Annotated in this window: 18 protein-coding genes and 3 riboswitches; of the genes, 9 read left to right on the top strand and 9 right to left on the bottom strand. The window is 62.4% G+C overall.

Annotated features, from left to right (window positions below):
- Positions 1–39: 39 nt before the first annotated feature.
- A complete protein-coding gene (locus tag RS694_RS08790) occupies positions 40–939 on the bottom strand; it encodes a LysR family transcriptional regulator (protein WP_029708853.1) in 900 nt (299 codons plus the stop codon).
- Positions 940–1,049: 110 nt separating this feature from the next.
- Here RS694_RS08790 and RS694_RS08795 point away from each other — a divergent pair, with 110 nt between their 5' ends.
- Positions 1,050–2,207: an iron-containing alcohol dehydrogenase gene (locus RS694_RS08795; RefSeq protein ID WP_029708854.1), complete on the top strand. Its 1,158-nt coding sequence runs from the start codon at positions 1,050–1,052 to the stop codon at positions 2,205–2,207.
- Between the two features lie 102 nt (positions 2,208–2,309).
- Here the strand turns inward: RS694_RS08795 and RS694_RS08800 are convergent, their stop codons facing one another.
- From RS694_RS08800 to RS694_RS08810, 3 genes are all read right to left on the bottom strand, one after another.
- Positions 2,310–2,966 carry a LysE family translocator gene (locus RS694_RS08800; RefSeq protein WP_029708855.1) on the bottom strand — a complete coding sequence of 219 codons (657 nt, stop codon included), beginning with the start codon at positions 2,964–2,966 and terminating at the stop codon, positions 2,310–2,312.
- A gap of 43 nt (positions 2,967–3,009) precedes the next feature.
- Entirely contained in the window at positions 3,010–3,474 is a 465-nt protein-coding gene (locus RS694_RS08805; RefSeq protein WP_076069522.1) for a 6,7-dimethyl-8-ribityllumazine synthase, read from the bottom strand.
- An 86-nt stretch (positions 3,475–3,560) separates the two neighbouring features.
- Positions 3,561–3,718: riboswitch (FMN riboswitch) on the bottom strand.
- A 120-nt stretch (positions 3,719–3,838) separates the two neighbouring features.
- Positions 3,839–4,657, bottom strand: coding sequence for an AraC family transcriptional regulator (locus RS694_RS08810; RefSeq protein ID WP_029709831.1), 819 nt, complete (start codon positions 4,655–4,657; stop codon positions 3,839–3,841).
- Between the two features lie 97 nt (positions 4,658–4,754).
- Between RS694_RS08810 and RS694_RS08815 the strand changes: the two genes are divergently transcribed.
- Entirely contained in the window at positions 4,755–5,972 is a 1,218-nt protein-coding gene (locus RS694_RS08815) for an MFS transporter (RefSeq protein ID WP_029709833.1), read from the top strand.
- A gap of 12 nt (positions 5,973–5,984) precedes the next feature.
- Here RS694_RS08815 and RS694_RS08820 read toward each other — a convergent pair whose 3' ends face one another.
- The gene (locus RS694_RS08820) at positions 5,985–7,295 is read right to left on the bottom strand and encodes a PQQ-dependent sugar dehydrogenase (RefSeq protein ID WP_076069524.1); all 1,311 of its coding nucleotides are present in this window, start codon (positions 7,293–7,295) and stop codon (positions 5,985–5,987) included.
- Between the two features lie 25 nt (positions 7,296–7,320).
- A complete protein-coding gene (locus RS694_RS08825; RefSeq protein WP_029707705.1) occupies positions 7,321–7,860 on the bottom strand; it encodes an Lrp/AsnC family transcriptional regulator in 540 nt (179 codons plus the stop codon).
- A gap of 108 nt (positions 7,861–7,968) precedes the next feature.
- On the opposite strand from RS694_RS08825, the gene hppD reads away from it, so the two are divergent.
- The 7 genes from hppD (at position 7,969) to RS694_RS08860 (ending at position 15,491) form a co-directional block, all read left to right on the top strand.
- On the top strand, positions 7,969–9,066 hold the full coding sequence (hppD, locus tag RS694_RS08830) for a 4-hydroxyphenylpyruvate dioxygenase (RefSeq protein WP_029707704.1): 1,098 nt from the start codon (positions 7,969–7,971) through the stop codon (positions 9,064–9,066).
- A gap of 26 nt (positions 9,067–9,092) precedes the next feature.
- On the top strand, positions 9,093–9,635 hold the full coding sequence (locus RS694_RS08835) for a VOC family protein (RefSeq protein WP_029707703.1): 543 nt from the start codon (positions 9,093–9,095) through the stop codon (positions 9,633–9,635).
- Positions 9,635–10,894 carry a fumarylacetoacetase gene (fahA, locus tag RS694_RS08840; RefSeq protein WP_029707702.1) on the top strand — a complete coding sequence of 420 codons (1,260 nt, stop codon included), beginning with the start codon at positions 9,635–9,637 and terminating at the stop codon, positions 10,892–10,894. The genes RS694_RS08835 and fahA overlap by 1 nt, the downstream gene beginning before the upstream one ends.
- Before the next feature lie 11 nt (positions 10,895–10,905).
- Entirely contained in the window at positions 10,906–11,724 is an 819-nt protein-coding gene (phhA, locus tag RS694_RS08845; RefSeq protein ID WP_081708621.1) for a phenylalanine 4-monooxygenase, read from the top strand.
- On the top strand, positions 11,702–13,471 hold the full coding sequence (locus RS694_RS08850) for a thiamine pyrophosphate-binding protein (RefSeq protein ID WP_051391875.1): 1,770 nt from the start codon (positions 11,702–11,704) through the stop codon (positions 13,469–13,471). The genes phhA and RS694_RS08850 overlap by 23 nt, the downstream gene beginning before the upstream one ends.
- Positions 13,472–13,482: 11 nt before the next feature.
- On the top strand, positions 13,483–13,989 hold the full coding sequence (locus RS694_RS08855; protein ID WP_029707698.1) for a GNAT family N-acetyltransferase: 507 nt from the start codon (positions 13,483–13,485) through the stop codon (positions 13,987–13,989).
- Between the two features lie 66 nt (positions 13,990–14,055).
- Positions 14,056–14,164, top strand: a riboswitch (TPP riboswitch).
- Between the two features lie 46 nt (positions 14,165–14,210).
- Positions 14,211–15,491, top strand: coding sequence for a purine-cytosine permease family protein (locus RS694_RS08860; RefSeq protein ID WP_029707697.1), 1,281 nt, complete (start codon positions 14,211–14,213; stop codon positions 15,489–15,491).
- 253 nt (positions 15,492–15,744) lie between these two features.
- On the opposite strand, the gene thiD is transcribed toward RS694_RS08860, so the two are convergent.
- Genes thiD through thiM form a run of 3 tightly spaced genes read right to left on the bottom strand, consistent with a single transcriptional unit; the run spans position 15,745 to position 18,066 of the window.
- Complete coding sequence (thiD, locus tag RS694_RS08865; protein ID WP_029707696.1) at positions 15,745–16,605, bottom strand: bifunctional hydroxymethylpyrimidine kinase/phosphomethylpyrimidine kinase; 861 nt, start codon at positions 16,603–16,605, stop codon at positions 15,745–15,747.
- Entirely contained in the window at positions 16,595–17,236 is a 642-nt protein-coding gene (thiE, locus tag RS694_RS08870) for a thiamine phosphate synthase (protein ID WP_029707695.1), read from the bottom strand. Before thiE ends, thiD begins: the two co-directional genes overlap by 11 nt.
- Entirely contained in the window at positions 17,233–18,066 is an 834-nt protein-coding gene (gene thiM, locus RS694_RS08875; protein ID WP_029707694.1) for a hydroxyethylthiazole kinase, read from the bottom strand. The genes thiE and thiM overlap by 4 nt, the downstream gene beginning before the upstream one ends.
- 47 nt (positions 18,067–18,113) lie before the next feature.
- A riboswitch (TPP riboswitch) is annotated at positions 18,114–18,218 on the bottom strand.
- Positions 18,219–18,351: the final 133 nt, after the last annotated feature.

Consider the following 18,351-nt stretch of genomic DNA (forward strand, 5'->3'; position numbering starts at 1 on the left):
CGCGTAGCGCATTTGGTAGCCGGCATCACGCCACTGTAATCAGCCGGCGCCCCGATATCGGATTGCATCGACAAACGCGATGAAGGCCGGTGAGGCCTGCCGCCGGTTGGGGTAATACAGGTGGTAGCCCTGGAAGTAGGGGCACCAGTCCGCCAGGACCTCCTTGAGTCGGCCGTCGGCTAGGTAGGGGGCTGCCAGGGCTTGCGGGACATAGGCTAGGCCAATGCCGTCCACGGCGGCATTGAGCACATGAACAATGCTGTTGAAGACGAGTTGCCCCTCACCCTTGACGGTGAAGGCCTTGCCATCCTTGGCAAACTCCCAGGCGTAGACGGCGCCTGACGGGTTGGGCCGGATGTTGACGCAGGCGTGTTGGGCCAGGGCATGCGGCGTCTCGGGCGGCGGGTTGCGTGCAAAGTAGTCCGGCGAGCCCACGACCGCCAAACGCCAGTCCGGGCTGATACGTACGGCGACCATGTCTTTGCTGATAGCTTCTCCCAGGCGTATGCCGGCGTCAAACCGCTCCTCCACCACATTGGTGAATCCGTAATCCACGCAGAGTTCCAGCGTGATGTCGGGGTAGCTGCGCAAAAAACCGGCTAGCACGGGCCGCAGGTACAACTCGATGGTGTCGTCTGTGCAGGTAATGCGGATGGTCCCCGCCGGCTTGTCCCGCAGCTCCCCCAATGCTTCCAGTTCCGCGCTGATTTGCGCGAACAAGGGGGCAATGGAGCGCATCAACCGTTCCCCGGCTTCCGTGGGGGCCACATTGCGCGTGGTGCGCGCCAGCAGGCGCACCCCCAGCCGTTCCTCCAGCGCCCGGATCGTGTGGCTCAGTGCGGAGGGCGAAACGCCCAGTTTGGCAGCTGCCCTAGTAAAGCTCTGGTCGCGTGCCACGGCCAGGAAGGCTTGCAGATCATTGACCTTGGTTTGCATCATTGCTGAGATTTTTTCATAACTACATCAAGATTATGGTGACTTATCAAGGAAAAACCTATCCGCAACAATGCCCGCACGCCAACACAACGCACCCACACCTAGGACACACCGTGAAGAATTTCAGCTACCGCAACGCCACCCAGATCCACTTCGGCCAAGGGCAGATTGCCAAACTCAGGGACGAGATTCCTGCCGATGCGCGCGTGCTGATTGCCTATGGGGGTGGCAGCATCAAGCGCAATGGGGTGCTGGCGCAGGTGCATGCCGCGCTGGAGGGCATTACCTCTTTTGAATTCGCTGGCATTGAGCCCAACCCCCACTTCGAAACCCTGATGGATGCCGTGGCGCTGACCCGCCGTGAAAAAATCACCTTCATCCTGGCGGTGGGCGGTGGCTCGGTCATCGACGGCGCCAAGTTCATTGCCGCTGCGGCGGTCTATCGCAATGACCCCTGGGAAATCATCCAGACCTATGGCGCCAAAGTGACGCAGGCACTGCCGCTGGGCAGCGTGTTGACCCTGGCTGCCACCGGCTCCGAGATGAACAACGGCTCCGTGATCACCCGCGCGGCCACGCAGGACAAGCTGTTTTTCCATTCGGACCACGTGTACCCGAAGTTCTCCATCCTGGACCCCAGCACCACCTATTCGCTGCCCGCGCGCCAGACCGGCAACGGCGTGGTGGACAGTTTTGTGCATGTGGTCGAGCAGTACGTGACCTACCCGGTCAACGCCAAGGTACAGGACCGTTTTGCCGAAGGCCTGCTGCTGAACCTGCTGGAAGACGGCCCCAAGGCGCTGGCCAAGCCAGAGGACTACGCGGTGCGCGCCAATCTCATGTGGACCGCCACCATGGCACTCAACGGCCTGCTTTCCACCGGCGTGCCGGCAGACTGGGCGACGCACATGATCGGCCAGGAGATCACTGGCCTGTACGGCCTGGATCACGCGCAAACCCTGGCCATCGTTCAGCCCGCCGTCTGGATGCACACGCGCGAAGCGAAAAAGGCCAAGCTGCTGCAGTACGCCGAGCGCGTGTGGGACCTGGTGGACGGCGACGACGACACCCGCATCACCACCGCGATTGAAAAGACGCGCCAGTTCTTCGAGGCCATGGGCGTGAAAACCCGGCTGAGCGACTACGGGCTGGACGCTGCTGTCATCCCCGCGGTGGTTGCCAAGCTGGAGCAGCACGGCCATGTGCGCCTGGGAGAGCACGCCAACATCACCCCTGCGGACGCTGCTTCCATCCTGGCATTGGCGCTCTGAGACACGTCAGTCTGCGGCGCGGCGCGGGTCTCTCATTTATATGCAAAAAGTGCCTGTAGCCCCCATGCATATTGCGCAAGCAGCTCCTGTTTTAATAGCAATTTAGACGGAGGCCTTGTTCTTCAGGCGCAGCAGGCTCAAACCCAGCAGCACGAACAGGCCACCCGAGATGCGGTTGAACAACCGTTGTTTCTGCGGGTTGGCCAGTTGGCCTTTGAACAGGCGCGCCACCAGCACATAAGATAGGTGCGAGAGCAGTGACATGGCCACAAAGGTGGATGTCAGCACGGCCACCTGTTCCAGCACCGGCGCATCGGCTGTGATGAACTGGGGAAACAGGGCAGAGAAGAACAGGATGGCCTTGGGGTTGGTGAGCGCCACGCCCATGCCTTGCCCGTAGAGCCGGCGGGTGATGGCCTTGTCCGCTTGGGCGTCCACCACCTGCGTGGCGGACTCTGCCGCGGCGAACGACACCGCCTGACTGCGCCACTGCCGGATACCCAGATAAATCAGGTACAGCGCACCGGCCACTTTGAGCACGGTGAACGCCAGGGCCGACACCGCCAGGATGGCGCCCATACCGGCCATGGCCACGCCCGAGATGATGAACAGGCCCGTGGCATTGCCCAGCGAACTCGCCACCCAGTCCCGTTTGCCATGCGCCATGGCGTTGGAGATCGCCAGCAGCACACCGGGGCCGGGGCTGAAGCACACCAGAAAGGCGACGCCACAGAAAACAAGCCAGTTGGAGAGGTGCATGGTGGATGTTCGGGTGGGGAGGGCGGGCGGGAAGGCTTCCAGTTTAGGCGATGGCCGGTAAAGCCTGCAGTGCGCGCAAGGTCTCCAGACAGGCGCGGGCGACCTCGGTGCCTTTTTTCACAAAGTGCTCGCGGAAGAAGTTTAGATGCTCTTCATGCTCATGAAAATCGCGCGGTGTGAGCACGGCGCTGAAGACCGGCACATCGGTGTCCAACTGCACACGCATGAGCCCGTCGATGACGGCGGTGGTCACGAATTCGTGGCGGTAGATGCCGCCGTTGACGATGAGGCCACAGGCAATGATGGCGTCGTAGCGGCCGCTGCGTGCCAGGCGCTGGGCATGCAGCGGGATTTCAAAGGCGCCGGGCACTTCGAAGTGGTCGATCTGTTCGGGGGGAATGTTTTGCCGTTGCAGCTCGGCCTGGGTGGCCTCGGTGCTGCTGGTAACGATGTCGCGGTGCCACGAGGAACTGATGATGGCAATGCGCGGCGAGGAGGTCTGATTCATGGTGGTCTCAAAAGAGGGTTAACAAGAATCAGGGCGCACGCAAACGCAGAAACAGGCCAGCGCAAAGGCGTGCCTGTTTCAGGTGTGCGCGATCTCTTTCATCCGGACTGTGACCGTCGGCTCTGGCATCTCACCAGATCTGCTGACCCCACGCCAACAAAGGCTGGCGTGGGCGCTCGCGGGCTGCTGTGGTCAAGCCACAGATACCGCCGGTGGGGAATTTCGCCCCGCCCTGAGAACGCGGCAACCCTTGCGGGTCGCGGGCCGGATTCTAGCCGCAGTGCCAAAACCCTGTGCCAAACTGGCCTGTAGCCCCCGTGTTATTTGCGCAAGCAGCTATTGTTTTGATAGCTATGCGCGCAGCTCAGGCGCTGTTTCTGGCCAAAAAGTGGCTGGGCGCCTTGCCCATGGCTTGCTTGAACATGGCGGAAAACGCGCTGTCGCTGGCGTAACCGGCGGCGGCGGCCACCTGGGCAATGGGTACGCCGCGCGCCAACTGCGGCAGCGCGTGGGCCAGTACGGCCTGGGTGCGCCACTGCTGGTAGCTCGTGCCTAGCTCGTCGCGGAACAGGCGCGCCACGGTGCGCTCGCTGGCGCCGACTTTGGCTACCCATTCCTTCAACTGCGATTTTTCGGCCGGGTCGCGCAGCACGGCTTCGCACAGCGCGCGCAGCCGTTTGTCGCCGTGCTCGGGGTGGGGCATGGGTACGCCCAGTGCCTGCGTATCGGAGCGGATGACTTCGTCCACCGTGAGCGCCATGAGCGCGTCTTCGCGGGGGCTGACCTGCGAGCCTTCCAGTGCGTGGATCAGTTCGCGCAGCAGTTTGCTGACAACCAGCACGCGGCATTCGGTCCAGTCGGCGGGTAGCACGCTAGGTGCGATGTCCACAGTGCGCAACTCGGCGGCTTCGAGCACCACCACGGTGTGTTGCACCTGCGCCGGTATCCAGACGGCGCGCGTGGAGGGCACGATAAAGGTGGTCTGCACGCCACCCTGTGTCACCGTGACCTGCATCAGTCCGCTGGCGCAGTAGGTGAATTGGGACCACGGGTGCTGGTGCGGTTCGATGTGCGTGTCCATGGCCAAAGAACGGGCGCGGCTGCGCACCGGACGTTCCCGCGTGGGCAGGCGCAGGCTGGAGTCATCAAAGCGCACGGGGCGCAGGGGGCTTTTGCGTTGCATGGGTGGCGTGTGTGCAGTGAGGTGTTTTGGCAGGATTTCGACAATTATTGTCTTTCTGTCGTATTCCCGCATGGCGGGTTACGCCTACTATTGGTGCATGACCAGTACCACCCTCGACTCACCAGCCACCCTTGTCCCCTTGAAGCAGGACGCCGCCGTCATCGGCCTGGTGGGCCTGGCGCATGCCAGCTCGCACTTTGGCCATCTGCTGCTGCCCTTGCTGTTCCCGGTGTTCATGACCGAGTTTGGTCTGAGTTATTCGCAACTTGGCTTGCTGATGTCGGTGTTTTTTGTGGTGTCGGGCGTGGGCCAGGCCTGTGCTGGCTTTGTGGTGGACCGCCTGGGTGCGCGGCCTTTGATGTTTGTGGCGCTGGCCATCTTTGCGGCAGCCTGTGTATTCGCTTCCCTGGTGACGGGTTATGTGGGCCTGATGCTGGTGGCCGCATTGGCCGGTCTGGGCAACGCCACGTTTCACCCGGTGGACTTCACCATCCTGAACCAGCGCGTGTCAGCGCCACGTCTGGGGTATGCCTTTAGCGCGCATGGCTTGACCGGCAATCTGGGCTGGGCGGTGGCGCCGGTGTTCTTTGCCTCCCTGGGCGTCTCCATTGGCTGGCGCAATGCCTACCTGGCGGCGGCGGCGATGTATGTGGTGATCTTTGCCTTGTTGTTTGTGCAGCGCGACCTGCTGAGCACCAAGGTGGTTCGCCATGACCCCACCGTGCACAAAGAGCACGACCTGGCGTTCATGAAGCTGCCGGTGGTGTGGTGGTGTTTTGGTTTCTTTTTGCTGTCCACCATGACGCTGGCCGTAGTGCAGAGCTTCTCGGTGTCCATCCTGAAGGCCATGCGCGGCATCAGTTTTGAAGCGGCCACGCTGACATTGACTGGCTACATGCTGGCGGGTGCGTTTGGCATGTTCATTGGTGGTTTTATCGCCGCGAAAAGCGCCAACAGCGACCGCGTGGTGGCCATGGCCATGGCGGCCGGCGCCTTGCTGCTGGCGCTGTGCGGCACCGGCCTGCTGGGCGCCACAGCCACCATGGTGGTGCTGGCCAGCACCGGTTTTGCGGTAGGCATCGGTGGCCCCTCGCGCGACATGATGATCAAGAAGGCCACGCCCAAGGGCGCGACGGGCCGCGTCTATGGTCTGGTGTATTCGGGGCTGGACACGGGCTTTGCCATCTCGCCCATCGTCTTCGGCGTGTTCATGGACCGCGGCTGGTACGGCGCCACGCTGTTGGGCGCCGCCGTGGTGCTGGCACTCAGCGTGGTGGCTGCACTGGGTGTGGGGCAGCGTACGGTCGCGCGCTAAGCCCCGAGCCGATCAGGGCTTGCTGCTGACGCGCCAGATCAGGTTGCCCACATCGTCAGCCACCAGCAGCGCGCCTTGTTTGTCCAGTGCCACTCCCACCGGGCGGCCATAGGCGGTGCCCTCGGCGGATAGAAAACCGGTCAGCACATCCAGCGGCGCACCGGCAGGTTTGCCGCCTTCAAACGGCACAAAAATCACCTTGTAGCCACTGTGTGGCTTGCGGTTCCATGAACCGTGTTGCCCGATGAACATGCCATTGGCATAGGCTGCGGGCAGGCTGGTGCCTTTGGAAAACGCCAGGCCCAGCGAGGCGGTGTGCGGGCCCAGCGCGTAGTCGGGCGCGATGGCCTTGGCCACGAGGTCGGGGCGCTGCGGTTTCACGCGGGTGTCCACATGGTCGCCGAAGTAGCTGTAGGGCCAGCCGTAAAAGCCACCGTCGCGCAGCGAGGTCATGTAGTCGGGCACCAGATCGCTGCCCAGCTCGTCACGTTCGTTCACCACGGTCCATAAGGCGCCGCTTTGCGGTTCCCAGGCCAGGCCCACGGGGTTGCGCAGGCCCGAGGCGAAGAGGCGTTTCTGGCCGCTGGCCGTGTCGATCTCCCAGACCGCGGCACGGCCTTCTTCGGCCTCCAGGCCATTTTCAGCGACGTTGCTGTTGGAGCCCACGGTGGCGTACAGGCGTTTGCCATCGGGACTTGCAATGATGCTCTTGGTCCAGTGGTGGTTGCGCGGGCCGCCGGGCAGGGATGTGACCTGTACGCCCGGTGCGGTGATGCGCAGGTCGCCCGTGGTGTACGGGAAGCGCACCACGGCATCGGCGTTGGCCACATACAGCGTATTGCCCACCAGCGCCATGCCAAAGGGGGAGTTCAGGCCTTCGAGCAGCACCGAGCGCACATCGGCCACGCCGTCGCCATTGGTGTCTCGCAGGAGCGTGATGCGGTTGGCGCTGGGCACACCGGCGCCGGCTTTTTTCATGACGTAGCCGGCGATCCAGTCCATGGGGTTCCAACTGGTCGGTTTGGCGGGCGCATTGCTCTCGGCCACCAACACGTCACCATTGGGCAGCACGTGTATCCAGCGCGGGTGGTCCAGCCCGCTGGCAAAGGCGACCACGCGGGTGCCGCTTGCCGCCTGCGGCATGGTGCCTGCGGGCCAGCCCACGGCGGGTGCGATATTCACCGTGGGGATGAAGCCTGTGTTGGGGGCGGGCAGGGTGGGCGTGGGGCCGGTGCCCGCAGACACCGGCAGTTGCGCGACTTCGGCGCAGGCAGTCAGCGCGACAGTCACGGTGCTGAGCAGCAGGAGGGTGGGCAGGTTCATGGACGTTCTCGGTGGGGTAAAAGGATCAGGTGTTGCCAGTCAGTCGGATGCGCCGGGTGGTGCCACCGGCCTGGCCGATGTGGTTGAGTGGCAGTTCGGTGCTGGACTTGATGCAGTGCAGGACGATGTTGGAGCGGATGCTGCTCACACCCTTGATGCGTGTGAGCCGGCGCAGCACCGAGTCGGACAGTGCGTTGAGGTCGGCTGCGACGATCTGCAGGATGTAGTCGGACTCGCCGGCCACAGCGTAGCAGTCCATCACCTCGGGCAGGTTCTCGATCTCCCGCTCGAAGGCCATGCCTTCCTCCCCGCTGTGGTGGGTTAGCGTGACATAGGCCATGGCGCGCACGCCCAGCCCTAAGCGGGCCGGGTCCATCAGCGCCACATAACGGCGGATGATGCCCGTGCTCTCCAGCCGCTGGATGCGACGGCTGACCTGCGAGGCCGAGAGGTGGATTTGTTCGCCGATCTGCTGGTTGGTGGCATGTGCGTCTTTTTGCAGTGCAGCAAGCAAGCTGATATCGAAGCGATCAAGCAAAAAATCTTCGGTTGTTTCTTGATTCATGCACAAATTATGCATTGATTGGCCATTATTCGGGAAAAATTGCGCACACCATGCGCGTCGCTTTCATGACAATCAAAGCTTCAAGAACAGCGTTTGAGGAGCACAGCCATGGCCACTGCAACAGGTGATTTGTTTGACAACCCGATGGGCCTGATGGGCTTTGAGTTTGTGGAGTTTGCGTCGCCCATCGCTGGTGTGATCGAACCGATCTTTGAACGCATGGGCTTCACGCTGGTGGCAAAGCACCGCTCCAAGGACGTGGTGCTGTACCGCCAGGGCGATATCAATTTCATCGTCAACCGTGAACCCAAAAGCGTGGCCGGTTACCTCGCCGCCGAGCACGGCCCCAGCGCCTGCGGCATGGCGTTTCGTGTGAAGGATTCGCACCTCGCCTACAAGCGCGCATTGGAATTGGGCGCCCAACCCGTGGAGCTGCGCCCCGGTCCGATGGAGCTGAACCTGCCCGCGATCAAAGGTATTGGCGGTGCGCCGCTGTACCTGATTGACCGTTATGAAGACGGCAAGTCGATCTACGACATCGACTTTGAATTCATAGCGGGCGTGGACCGTCGCCCAGTGGGCCATGGCTTCAGCGTGGTCGATCACCTGACGCACAACGTGTACCGCGGCCGCATGGCGTACTGGGCGGACTTCTACGGCAAGCTGTTCAATTTCAAGGAAATCCGCTACTTCGATATCCAGGGGGAATACACCGGCCTTACCTCCAAGGCCATGACAGCGCCGGATGGGCTGATCCGCATTCCGCTCAACGAAGAAGCGCGCCAGGGTGGGGGGCAAATCGAGGAATTCCTCATGCAATTCAACGGCGAGGGCATTCAGCACATTGCCCTGCTGTGCGAGGACCTGCCCAGCGCCATCGACCGGTTGCAGATGGCGGGCATTCCGCTACTAACTGCGCCCAATGACGTGTACTACGAGAATCTGGCTCAACGCCTGCCTGGTCACGGCCAGCCGGTGGGTGATTTGCAGGCGCGTGGCATCCTGCTTGACGGCACGACCGAAGGCGGCCAGCCGCGCCTGTTGCTGCAGATCTTCTCGCAACCGCTGCTGGGCCCGGTGTTCTTCGAGTTCATCGAGCGCAAGGGCAACTACCGTGAGGGCTTTGGCGAAGGCAATTTCAAGGCCCTGTTTGAGTCGTTGGAGCGTGACCAGATTAACCGTGGCGTGCTCGAAGCCGCCAAGTGAACCCAGGCGAACCCAGGAGACACACCATGAAAATCGACCGCATCCACCACGTGGCCTACCGTTGCAAGGACGCCAAGGAAACCGTGCTGTGGTACCAGAAGATGCTGCACATGGACTTTGTGCTGGCCATTGCCGAAGACCTGGTGCCCAGTACCAAGGCGCCCGACCCGTACATGCACATCTTTCTGGATGCGGGCATGGGCAATGTGCTGGCCTTCTTTGAGCTGCCCACGCAGCCGCCCATGGGCCGCGACCCGAACACACCCGAGTGGGTGCAGCACATTGCGTTCCGCGTGAAAGACCGTGCTGAGCTGCTGGCGTTCAAGGCGCATCTGGAAGCCAATGGCGTGGATGTACTGGGTGTGACCGACCACGGTATGTTCCACAGCATTTACTTCTTCGACCCCAATGGTCACCGCCTGGAACTGGCCTGCCCGGACCCTGAAGAGATCGCCAAGATTGCCCAGGCCGATGCGGTGAAGTGGGCCATGCTGGAGGAATGGAGCGTCACCAAACGCGCGCCCAAACACGCGGCGTTTTTGCACGCCAAGGAACTGGGCGCAGCGTGATGGATGTGACCCACGACCCCGCCACCCTCAGCTGGGTGGAGTCTGCTAACGACCCGGCGACAGATTTCTCCATCCAGAACCTGCCGTTCGGGCGTTTCCGCCGCAACGCGCTGGAGCCCTGGCAGATCGGTGTGGCGATTGGTGACCAGGTGCTGGACCTGCATGCGGTGGGCCTGATCGATCATCTGGACATGCAACGCCTGATGGCTGCGCCTGTCACTGAGCGCCGCGCCTTGCGTTTGTCCCTTTGGGAAGGACTGCGTGCAGGCTCGGCTTTGCAAAAAGTCTGGAGTCAGGCGCTGCTGCGACAGAGCGAAGTGGAAATGGGCCTGCCCTGTGAGGTCGGCGACTACACCGACTTCTACACCGGCATCCACCACGCCACCACGGTGGGCAAGCTGTTTCGCCCCGACAACCCGCTCTTGCCCAACTACAAGTGGGTGCCCATTGGCTACCACGGTCGCGCCAGCAGCATTGGCGCCAGTGGTCAACAGTTCCACCGCCCGCAAGGACAAACGCTCAAGCCCGGTGCGGCAGTGCCCGACTTTGGCCCGAGTGCGCGCATCGACTATGAACTGGAGATAGGTGCTTGGGTGGCCGGTGGCAATGGGCTGGGCGAGCCCGTGGCTATGGCGCAGGCCGAGGACTATATCTTTGGCCTCACGCTGCTCAACGACTGGAGCGCACGCGATGTGCAGGCCTGGGAGTACCAGCCGCTGGGGCCGTTTCTGGCGAAGAACTTTGCCACCACGGTGTCACCCTGGATGGTGACGCTGGACGCGCTGGCGCCGTTCCGTGCGGACTTTGAGCGGCCTGCGCATGACCCGCAGCCCATGGCGTATCTGGACTCGGCCCACAACCGCGCTGCCGGTGCGCTGGATGTGCAGCTTGAAGTGTGGCTGCAGACACCTGCGATGCTGGCCGCCGGTAATCCGGGGCAGCGCCTGTCCACCTCCAACATGCGCGACGCCTACTGGACGCTGGCGCAACTGCTGACGCACCACACGGTCAACGGCTGCAATCTGCGCAGCGGCGACATATTGGGCACGGGCACGCTGTCCGGGCCTGCACCCGAACAAGGTGGCTCTCTGCTGGAACTGACACAGGGCGGCAAAATGCCGCTCACGCTGGCCAACGGCGAAACCCGCACTTTCCTGCAGGATGGTGACACCGTCATCCTGCGTGGTTACTGCACGCGCGCAGGCGTGCGGCGCATTGGTTTTGGCGAGTGCCGCGGTACGCTGCTGGCGGCACGCTGAGTGGGGTAGGCATGGCGGACGACTACACCATTCCCCAGCACTGGGATCACTACACCGCGCAAGACCACGCGGTATGGAAGACGCTGTTTGAGCGACAAACCGCGCTCTTGCCGGGTCTGGCCTGCGCGGAGTTTGTAGAAGGCATGCGGCAATTGCCCATGGCTGCGGACCGGATTCCCAACTTCGATGAACTCAATGCCACGCTGAAGCCCACGACTGGCTGGCAGGTGGTGGCGGTGCCGGGGTTGGTGCCCGACGAGGTGTTTTTCGAACATCTGGCGAACCGCCGCTTCCCCTCCGGCAACTTCATCCGGGGCGCCCACCAGTTGGACTACCTGGAAGAGCCCGATGTTTTCCACGATGTGTTTGGTCATGTGCCGATGCTGATGCACCCGGTGATGGCGGACTTTATCCAGTTGTATGGCGAGGCGGGTTTGCGTGCGCAGCGTATCGGCAAGCTTACCGAACTGGCGCGTGTGTACTGGTACACCGTGGAGTTCGGCTTGCTGCAGGAAGCACAGGGCATGCGCCTCTACGGTGCGGGCATTGCGTCGTCGTTTACCGAGAGTGTGTTTTCCGTGCAGAGCCCGTCACCGAACCGCATCGCGTTTGATCTGGAGCGTGTCATGCGCACCAACTACCGTATTGATGACTTTCAGGAAAGTTACTTTGTGTTGAACAGTCTGGATGATTTGCTGGAGTTGGCGCGCATCGACTTTGACCCTATTTACGCCCGGCTGAATGACGGTGTGAGTCACCCGCCGAGGCGCATTCTGGAAGGCGATGTGGTGCTGCACAATGGCACCCATGCCTACAGTCAGCAACCCTAAAACCACTGCATCCCTTCCTCCCACCCTGGCCGGCCACCTGCTGGTGCAGTGCCTGGTAGCGCAGGGCGTCACGCACGCTTTTGGCGTTCCCGGCGAAAGTTATCTGGCCGTGCTGGATGGCTTTCATCTGTACCAAGAGCACATCCAGTTTGTCGTGAACCGGCAGGAGGGCGGCGCCGCCTTCATGGCCGAAGCCCACGGCAAATTGACGGGCCGCCCTGGCGTGTGTTTTGTGACGCGCGGACCGGGCGCAACCAACGCCAGCATCGGTGTGCACACCGCATTCCAGGACTCCACACCCATGGTGCTGCTGGTGGGCGATGTGGCCAGCGACCAGCGCGACCGCGAAGCCTTTCAGGAGATGGACTACCGCGTCATGTTTGGGCCCAGCGCTTTGGGCATGGCCAAGCGCGTGGAGCGCATTGACGATGCGGCGCGTATCCCCGAGTACATCGCCCGGGCCTTTGCCACGGCCATGAACGGCCGCCCGGGGCCGGTGGTACTGGTGCTACCAGAAGACATGCTTTCGCAAAAGCTGGTGGCCGGTGCCAGCGGCGCGATACCACAGCCTTTGGCACGGGTAGAGCCCGTTGAGGCCTGGAGTGACCCCGGGGCCCTGCGGGACCTGCGCCAGCTGCTATTGAAATCAGAGCGTCCGTTTGTCATCGCCGGTGGTGGTGGCTGGACGCCGCAAGCCGCGCAGGCGTTGCAGCGCTTTGCCGAAAACTGGCGCCTGCCGGTGGGCAATGCCTTCCGTTTTCAGGACACCTTTGACAACCACCATCCGCAGTACGCGGGTGATGTGGGCATTGGTATCAACCCCGCACTGGCCAAACGCATCCGCGAGAGCGACCTCATCATTGCCATTGGCCCACGCCTGGGCGAGATGACGACTGGCGGCTACACGCTGCTGAAGGCGCCCAAGGCGGCGCAGACGCTGGTGCACATCCACGCCAGCGCCGAAGAGCTCAACCGTGTCTACCAGGCCGACCTGGCGATCCACGCCAGCATGCGTGCTGCGGCCCGTTCGCTGGAGGTGCTGACGGCGCCCGTGAACGTGGCTTGGGAAGCCTGGACGCAGGGCTGCAACGCCGACTACCAAGCCAATCTGGTACCGAGTGTGATCAAGGACTTGCCCGCCGACAACGCACGCGGTCTGGTGGACATGCCCAGTGTGATTGCCACGCTGCAAAAGCACTTGCCCAAAGACGCGGTGCTGACCAATGGCGCAGGCAACTTTGCGAGCTGGTTACACCGCTTCTACCGCTACACCGGACTGGCCGCAGGCCACAAGACGCAACTGGCACCGACCAATGGCGCCATGGGTTATGGCGTGCCAGCCGGCATTGCAGCGGCGATTACCACCGGGCGCACGGCATTCACTATTGCCGGCGATGGGGACTTCCTCATGAACGGCCAGGAGCTGGCCACTGCTGTGCAGCATGGCGCCAAGAGCATCATCCTGCTGCTCAACAACGGCATGTACGGCACCATTCGTATGCACCAGGAGCGTGAGTACCCGCAGCGTGTGGCGGGCACGGCGCTCAACAACCCCGACTTTGCAGCGCTGGCGCGCGCCTACGGTTATGCCGGTATCACGATCCGCAAGAGTGCGGACTTTGAAGCAGAGTTGCTGGCTGCGCTGGCACGGCCCAACGGCACGGTGATCGAGGTGGTGCTGGAGCCCGAACTCATCAGCACACGCGGCACATTGGCGGCGATGACGCAGGCCGCCTTGAAGCGCTGAAAGAGCCGTTGATGAACATCCACATCCGTCCCGAAACTGCGGCAGACGCCAAGACCATTGAATTGCTCACGACCGCAGCATTTCTGAACGCGCCCCACACCGACCACACGGAGCAGTTCGTCGTAAATGCCTTGCGCGCAGCAGGCGTGTTGACCGTGTCATTGGTCGCGATGTCGGGCGAGACCATGGTGGGCCATGTGGCGCTGTCTCCGGTGGCGTTATCCGATGGTTCTTCGGGTTGGTATGGGTTGGGCCCTATTTCCGTATGGCCTGAACACCAGGGGCAGGGCATTGGCAGTGACTTGATGCACGAGGCGCTGCAGGCCTTGCGTGCACGGGCAGCGGCCGGCTGTGTGTTGCTGGGGGACCCGGCGTACTACGGTCGTTTCGGTTTCAAAGCCGATCCGGCATTGGTGCTGGCCGGTGTGCCACCCGAATACTTTCAGGCGCTGCGATTTGGAAGCGCAGTACCGACAGCCGTGGTTACCTACCACGCGGCGTTTAACGCGCAGGCTTAAGCGACCGCTGTACGCAATTAACCACAGTGCGAAGCACCACGTAGAATCGCCAGGCGCTCGCAAGAGTGCATTCGCTAGGGGTGTTGCCCTGTATTGAAAAGTGCAGGCCGACTGAGAGAGTCCCTTTGAACCTGATTGAGGTAATCCTCGCGCAGGGAAGCAAGTCCGGCCTTGGGGCTGGGCTACGCCTACCTGCCAACTTTTTTGCATGGAGCAAATGGATGGCAAATACACATTCTTCCCAAACCCTGAACCAGGCGCTGACGCCCGTGGCCGACACCGAGCGGGTGTTTGGCTGGCACGCGCACGCGTCGCTGTGGTTCAGTCTGGGCGTTGGCCTACTGGTGATGCAGATTGGCGCCTACCTGGTGCCTGCCGTGGGCAGCCGCGACGCCGTGGTCGCCATTGTGTTGGGCTCGCTGGTCGGCTCCGGTCTGCTGGCGTGGACCGCCAAAGTGGGCTGCGACACGGGCCTGACCAGTGCAGGCCTGATGCACGCCACTTATGGCAGCCTGTTTGCCCGATTGCCAGTTCTGTTGAACATCGCTCAATTAATTGGTTGGACCACGTTTGAACTGGTGGTTATGCGCGATGGCACCGCCGCCATCGGCAAACAGTCCACGGGGTTGTCGCTGGACGGCTTCTCCGGCACGCTGGTCACCACCTTGCTGTGGGGCTCAGTGCTGGTTCTGCTGTTGTCAGGCTCCATGACCACGCTGGTGCGCAAGCTGATAGGGCGCTTTGGCCTGCCGCTGGTCGTGGCATCGCTGGTGTGGCTGAGTTGGCAGTTTGGTACGCAGTTGCAGGCGCAAGGCTGGGAAGCATTCTGGTCCCGCACGGGCGATGGCAGCATGGGCATGCCCGCGGCCATGGACCTGGTGATGGCGATGCCGGTGTCGTGGTTGCCATTGGTGGCCGACTATGCGCGCCACGGGCGAACCGGGCGCAGCGCGATGAGCGGCACCTGGTTGGGTTACGCCATTGCCAACATCTGGTGTTACGCGCTGGGTGTGGTGGTGGTCAGCGTGGCGCAGCCGGGCGTGGAGTTGGTCGGTGCTTTGCTCTTGGCGCAGGGTGGCCTGATTGCGCTGAGCCTGATTCTGGTGGACGAAATCGACAACGCTTATGGAGATGTGTACTCGGGCGCTGTATCGGCACACAGCATCAAACCGAAGTGGTCCATTCGTCGCTGGGGTGTGGGTCTGGCCGTTTTGTGCACGGGATTGGCACTGGTGTTGCCCATGCACAGTCTGGAGCCTTTCCTGCTGCTTCTGAGTTCTGTGTTCGTACCCTTGTACGGCGTGATTCTGGGGCGGCTGGGGTTGGGGCAGGCTGCATCTGTATCAGCCCGCAAGGTCGACTACGGTGCTGCTGCTATCTGGATACTGGGTATTGCGATGTACCACGCGCTGGCGGCCTGGGCACCACAGTGGGGGTCTACGTTGCCTACTCTGGTTGTGACGTTTGTACTGGCGTTTTTGAGTCGCAGCAAGTCTGCTTAGCTCTCCCGCAGGAGGCATGGGGTAAGCGCCACCGCTCGTGTCCCCCGCAGAGGACTGCGTCCTCTGCTCCTCCTTTACCTCGCTGTGACGCTCACCCCATACCTCCTGCTCCAGGTGGTTTGAGCGCGAGCATCTCAACACACCGGATCAGGTGGGGCGGGTGTTCTGCGTAGGTAAAGGGGGAGGCCGAAGGCCGGAGGACACGAAGCAGAACATCTGCCTCATCTGATCCAGCGCCGGAGAAAATCTTCTGCTAATCACGCAAGCCGATACGCCGCATCACCAACGGCGCAAACCCATGGTTCAGCGGCCCGCTGCCCTGGCCGGTATGCACCTCTGCGCCTGCTTGCAATGCACCACGGATGAAGCTGCGCGCAGACTCCACCGCTTGCACAAGAGGTTCACCCAAAGCCAGATGCGCCGCGATGGCTGAGGATAGGGTGCAGCCAGTGCCATGGGTGTTGGGGCTGGCAATGCGTGGCGCGCGCATCCATATTTTTTCGCCACCACGTTGCAGCAACAGATCCGACACGGTATCGCCGGGCAAGTGACCGCCTTTGAGTAGGACCGCATTTGCCCCCTGGTCCAACAACTCGGCTGCCGCAGCTTCCATGTCTTGTTCCGAATGCAGTGCGCGGCCGACCAGCAACGCAGCTTCGTCCAGATTCGGCGTGATCAGTGTCACACGGGGGAACAGTTCGCGCACCAGCACCGCCACGGCAGTCTTGTCGATCAGCACGGCGCCGCTGGTGGCCACCATCACCGGGTCAAACACCACCTGGTGCAGAGCGTGGCGGTCCAGCGCCTGGGCTACGGTGTGCACGATGTCCGGTGCATGCAGCATGCCGATCTTGACGGCGTCCACACCAATGTCTTCGATCACCGCATCGATCTGGCCGCGCAGCATCTCGGGTGGCACACCATGGATGGCGCGCACGCCGCAGGTGTTTTGTGCCGTCAGGGCGGTGATGGCGGTCATGCCAAAACAGCCCAGCGCGGCGAAAGTTTTCAGATCCGCCTGGATGCCAGCACCACCACCGCTGTCGGAGCCGGCAATGGACAGTACGCGCGGGTAGCGGTATTGGAAAGCGTGGGAAGGTGTTTCATATGCCATCACACAGCGTCCTTAAAGTTTGCGCGGCCAGACGCGGATCGGGTGCAGAGCAGATGGCGCTGACCATGGCCAGACCATCGGCGCCCGCGCGTAGTACGTCAAGCGCATTGCCACTATGGATACCGCCAATAGCCACCAGGGGCAGGGCGGTAATAGCACGCACGCGGCGTAATCCGTCCAGACCCCAGGGCGTGTGGGTGTCCGTCTTGGTGGGGGTGGCAAACACCGGGCTCACACCCAGGTAGTCCACGGGCAGGCTGGCGCTGCGGGTGACATCGTCCATGGTCTCCACCGACCAGCCGATGAAAACCTCGGGTGGCAACAGGCTGCGAGCCAGCTCCACCGGCATGTCGCTTTGCCCCAGATGCACACCCTGCGCGTTGCAGGCCAGCGCCACATCGATGCGGTCGTTGATGACCAGTGGAATATGCAACGGGCGCAGCAGCGCGCTCAATGCCATGGCCTGGGCCACAAAGTCGCGCGTGGTGAGTTGCTTTTCACGCAACTGCACGCAGGTGACACCGCCCTGCACAGCCGCCATCATCACGTCGGTGAGCGTGTGGCCCAGCAGGCTGACTTGGTCCGTGACCAGGTACAGGCGCAGAGCGGATGCAAGCGCGCTGTGGGTCACGCAGCGACTTCCAGCTTCAGGCGGTGCCGGAAGGTGTCCTGGTCCAGCAACTGCAGCGTATCCAGCATGGCGGTCTGCATGCTGCCCACGCCTTGATGCTTGGCTATTACGGCTTCGGCGGCCACTTCACCGACCACGCCCATCAGTGCCATGGCGGATACGGTGGCCCGCCATGCGTCCTGCTGCACTGCGCAGAAGGCGCCGATCAACGCCGTGGCCGAGCAGCCCACGCCGGTGATCTTGGTCATCCATACGTGGCCGTTGGACAGGCGCGCCCAGCGCTGGCTGGCGTCCAGAATGTGGTCGGTCTCGCCGCTGACACATACCACGCCCTGGGTGCGCTCTGCAAGTGCGCGGGCTGCGCCCAGGGCATCGTTGGCAGCGGCACTGCTGTCCACGCCGCGGGTTTTGACGCTGGAGCCAGCGACGCTCATGATCTCCGAGCCATTGCCGCGGATGACGGTGGGGTGGGCGGTGTCCAGCAGCAGCTCCAGGCTGGCATTGCGGTACGGCGTGGCGCCGGCACCCACCGGGTCCAGCACCACGGGAATTCCGCGCTTGGCGGCGGCGGTGAAGGCCAGACGCATGCTTTCTATCCAGTACGGGTCCAGCGTGCCGATGTTGAGCACCAGCGATTGCGCGATGCCCACCATGGCTTCGACTTCCTCGTGGGCGTGTGCCATGACCGGCGATGCGCCCGCGGCCAGCAGCACATTGGCGTTGAGGTTCATGACCACCAGGTTGGTGATGCTGTGCACCAGCGGCCCGTTGTTACGCACCGCTAGGATGTCGGACCAGATGTCGGAGGGGGAGAGTTGTTGTTCAGCCATGCAATTCCTAAAAAGGTTTTGACATGGGGCAGACAGGCGGAGGCGGACCGATGGGTATCAGGCTTCCCTACGCTGGCATGACCCAGATCAGGTTCGAAGAGTATTTCTCAGCCACCTGGAATAATTTCTGGGCGGCACCTCTAGCAGGCTGGATTATGGCCGATCTGCAAGCGTGCCTTGAAATCAAGAAAGAACACCGAAATTGCTATCAAAGTAGGAGCTGCTTGCGCAATAACTACGTGGGCTACAGGCCGATTTGGCATAAAAAAAGGCCGGTTTGCACCG

It is taken from the genome of Rhodoferax saidenbachensis, from assembly GCF_001955715.1.
GTDB classification, from domain to species: Bacteria; Pseudomonadota; Gammaproteobacteria; order Burkholderiales; family Burkholderiaceae_C; genus Allorhodoferax; species Allorhodoferax saidenbachensis.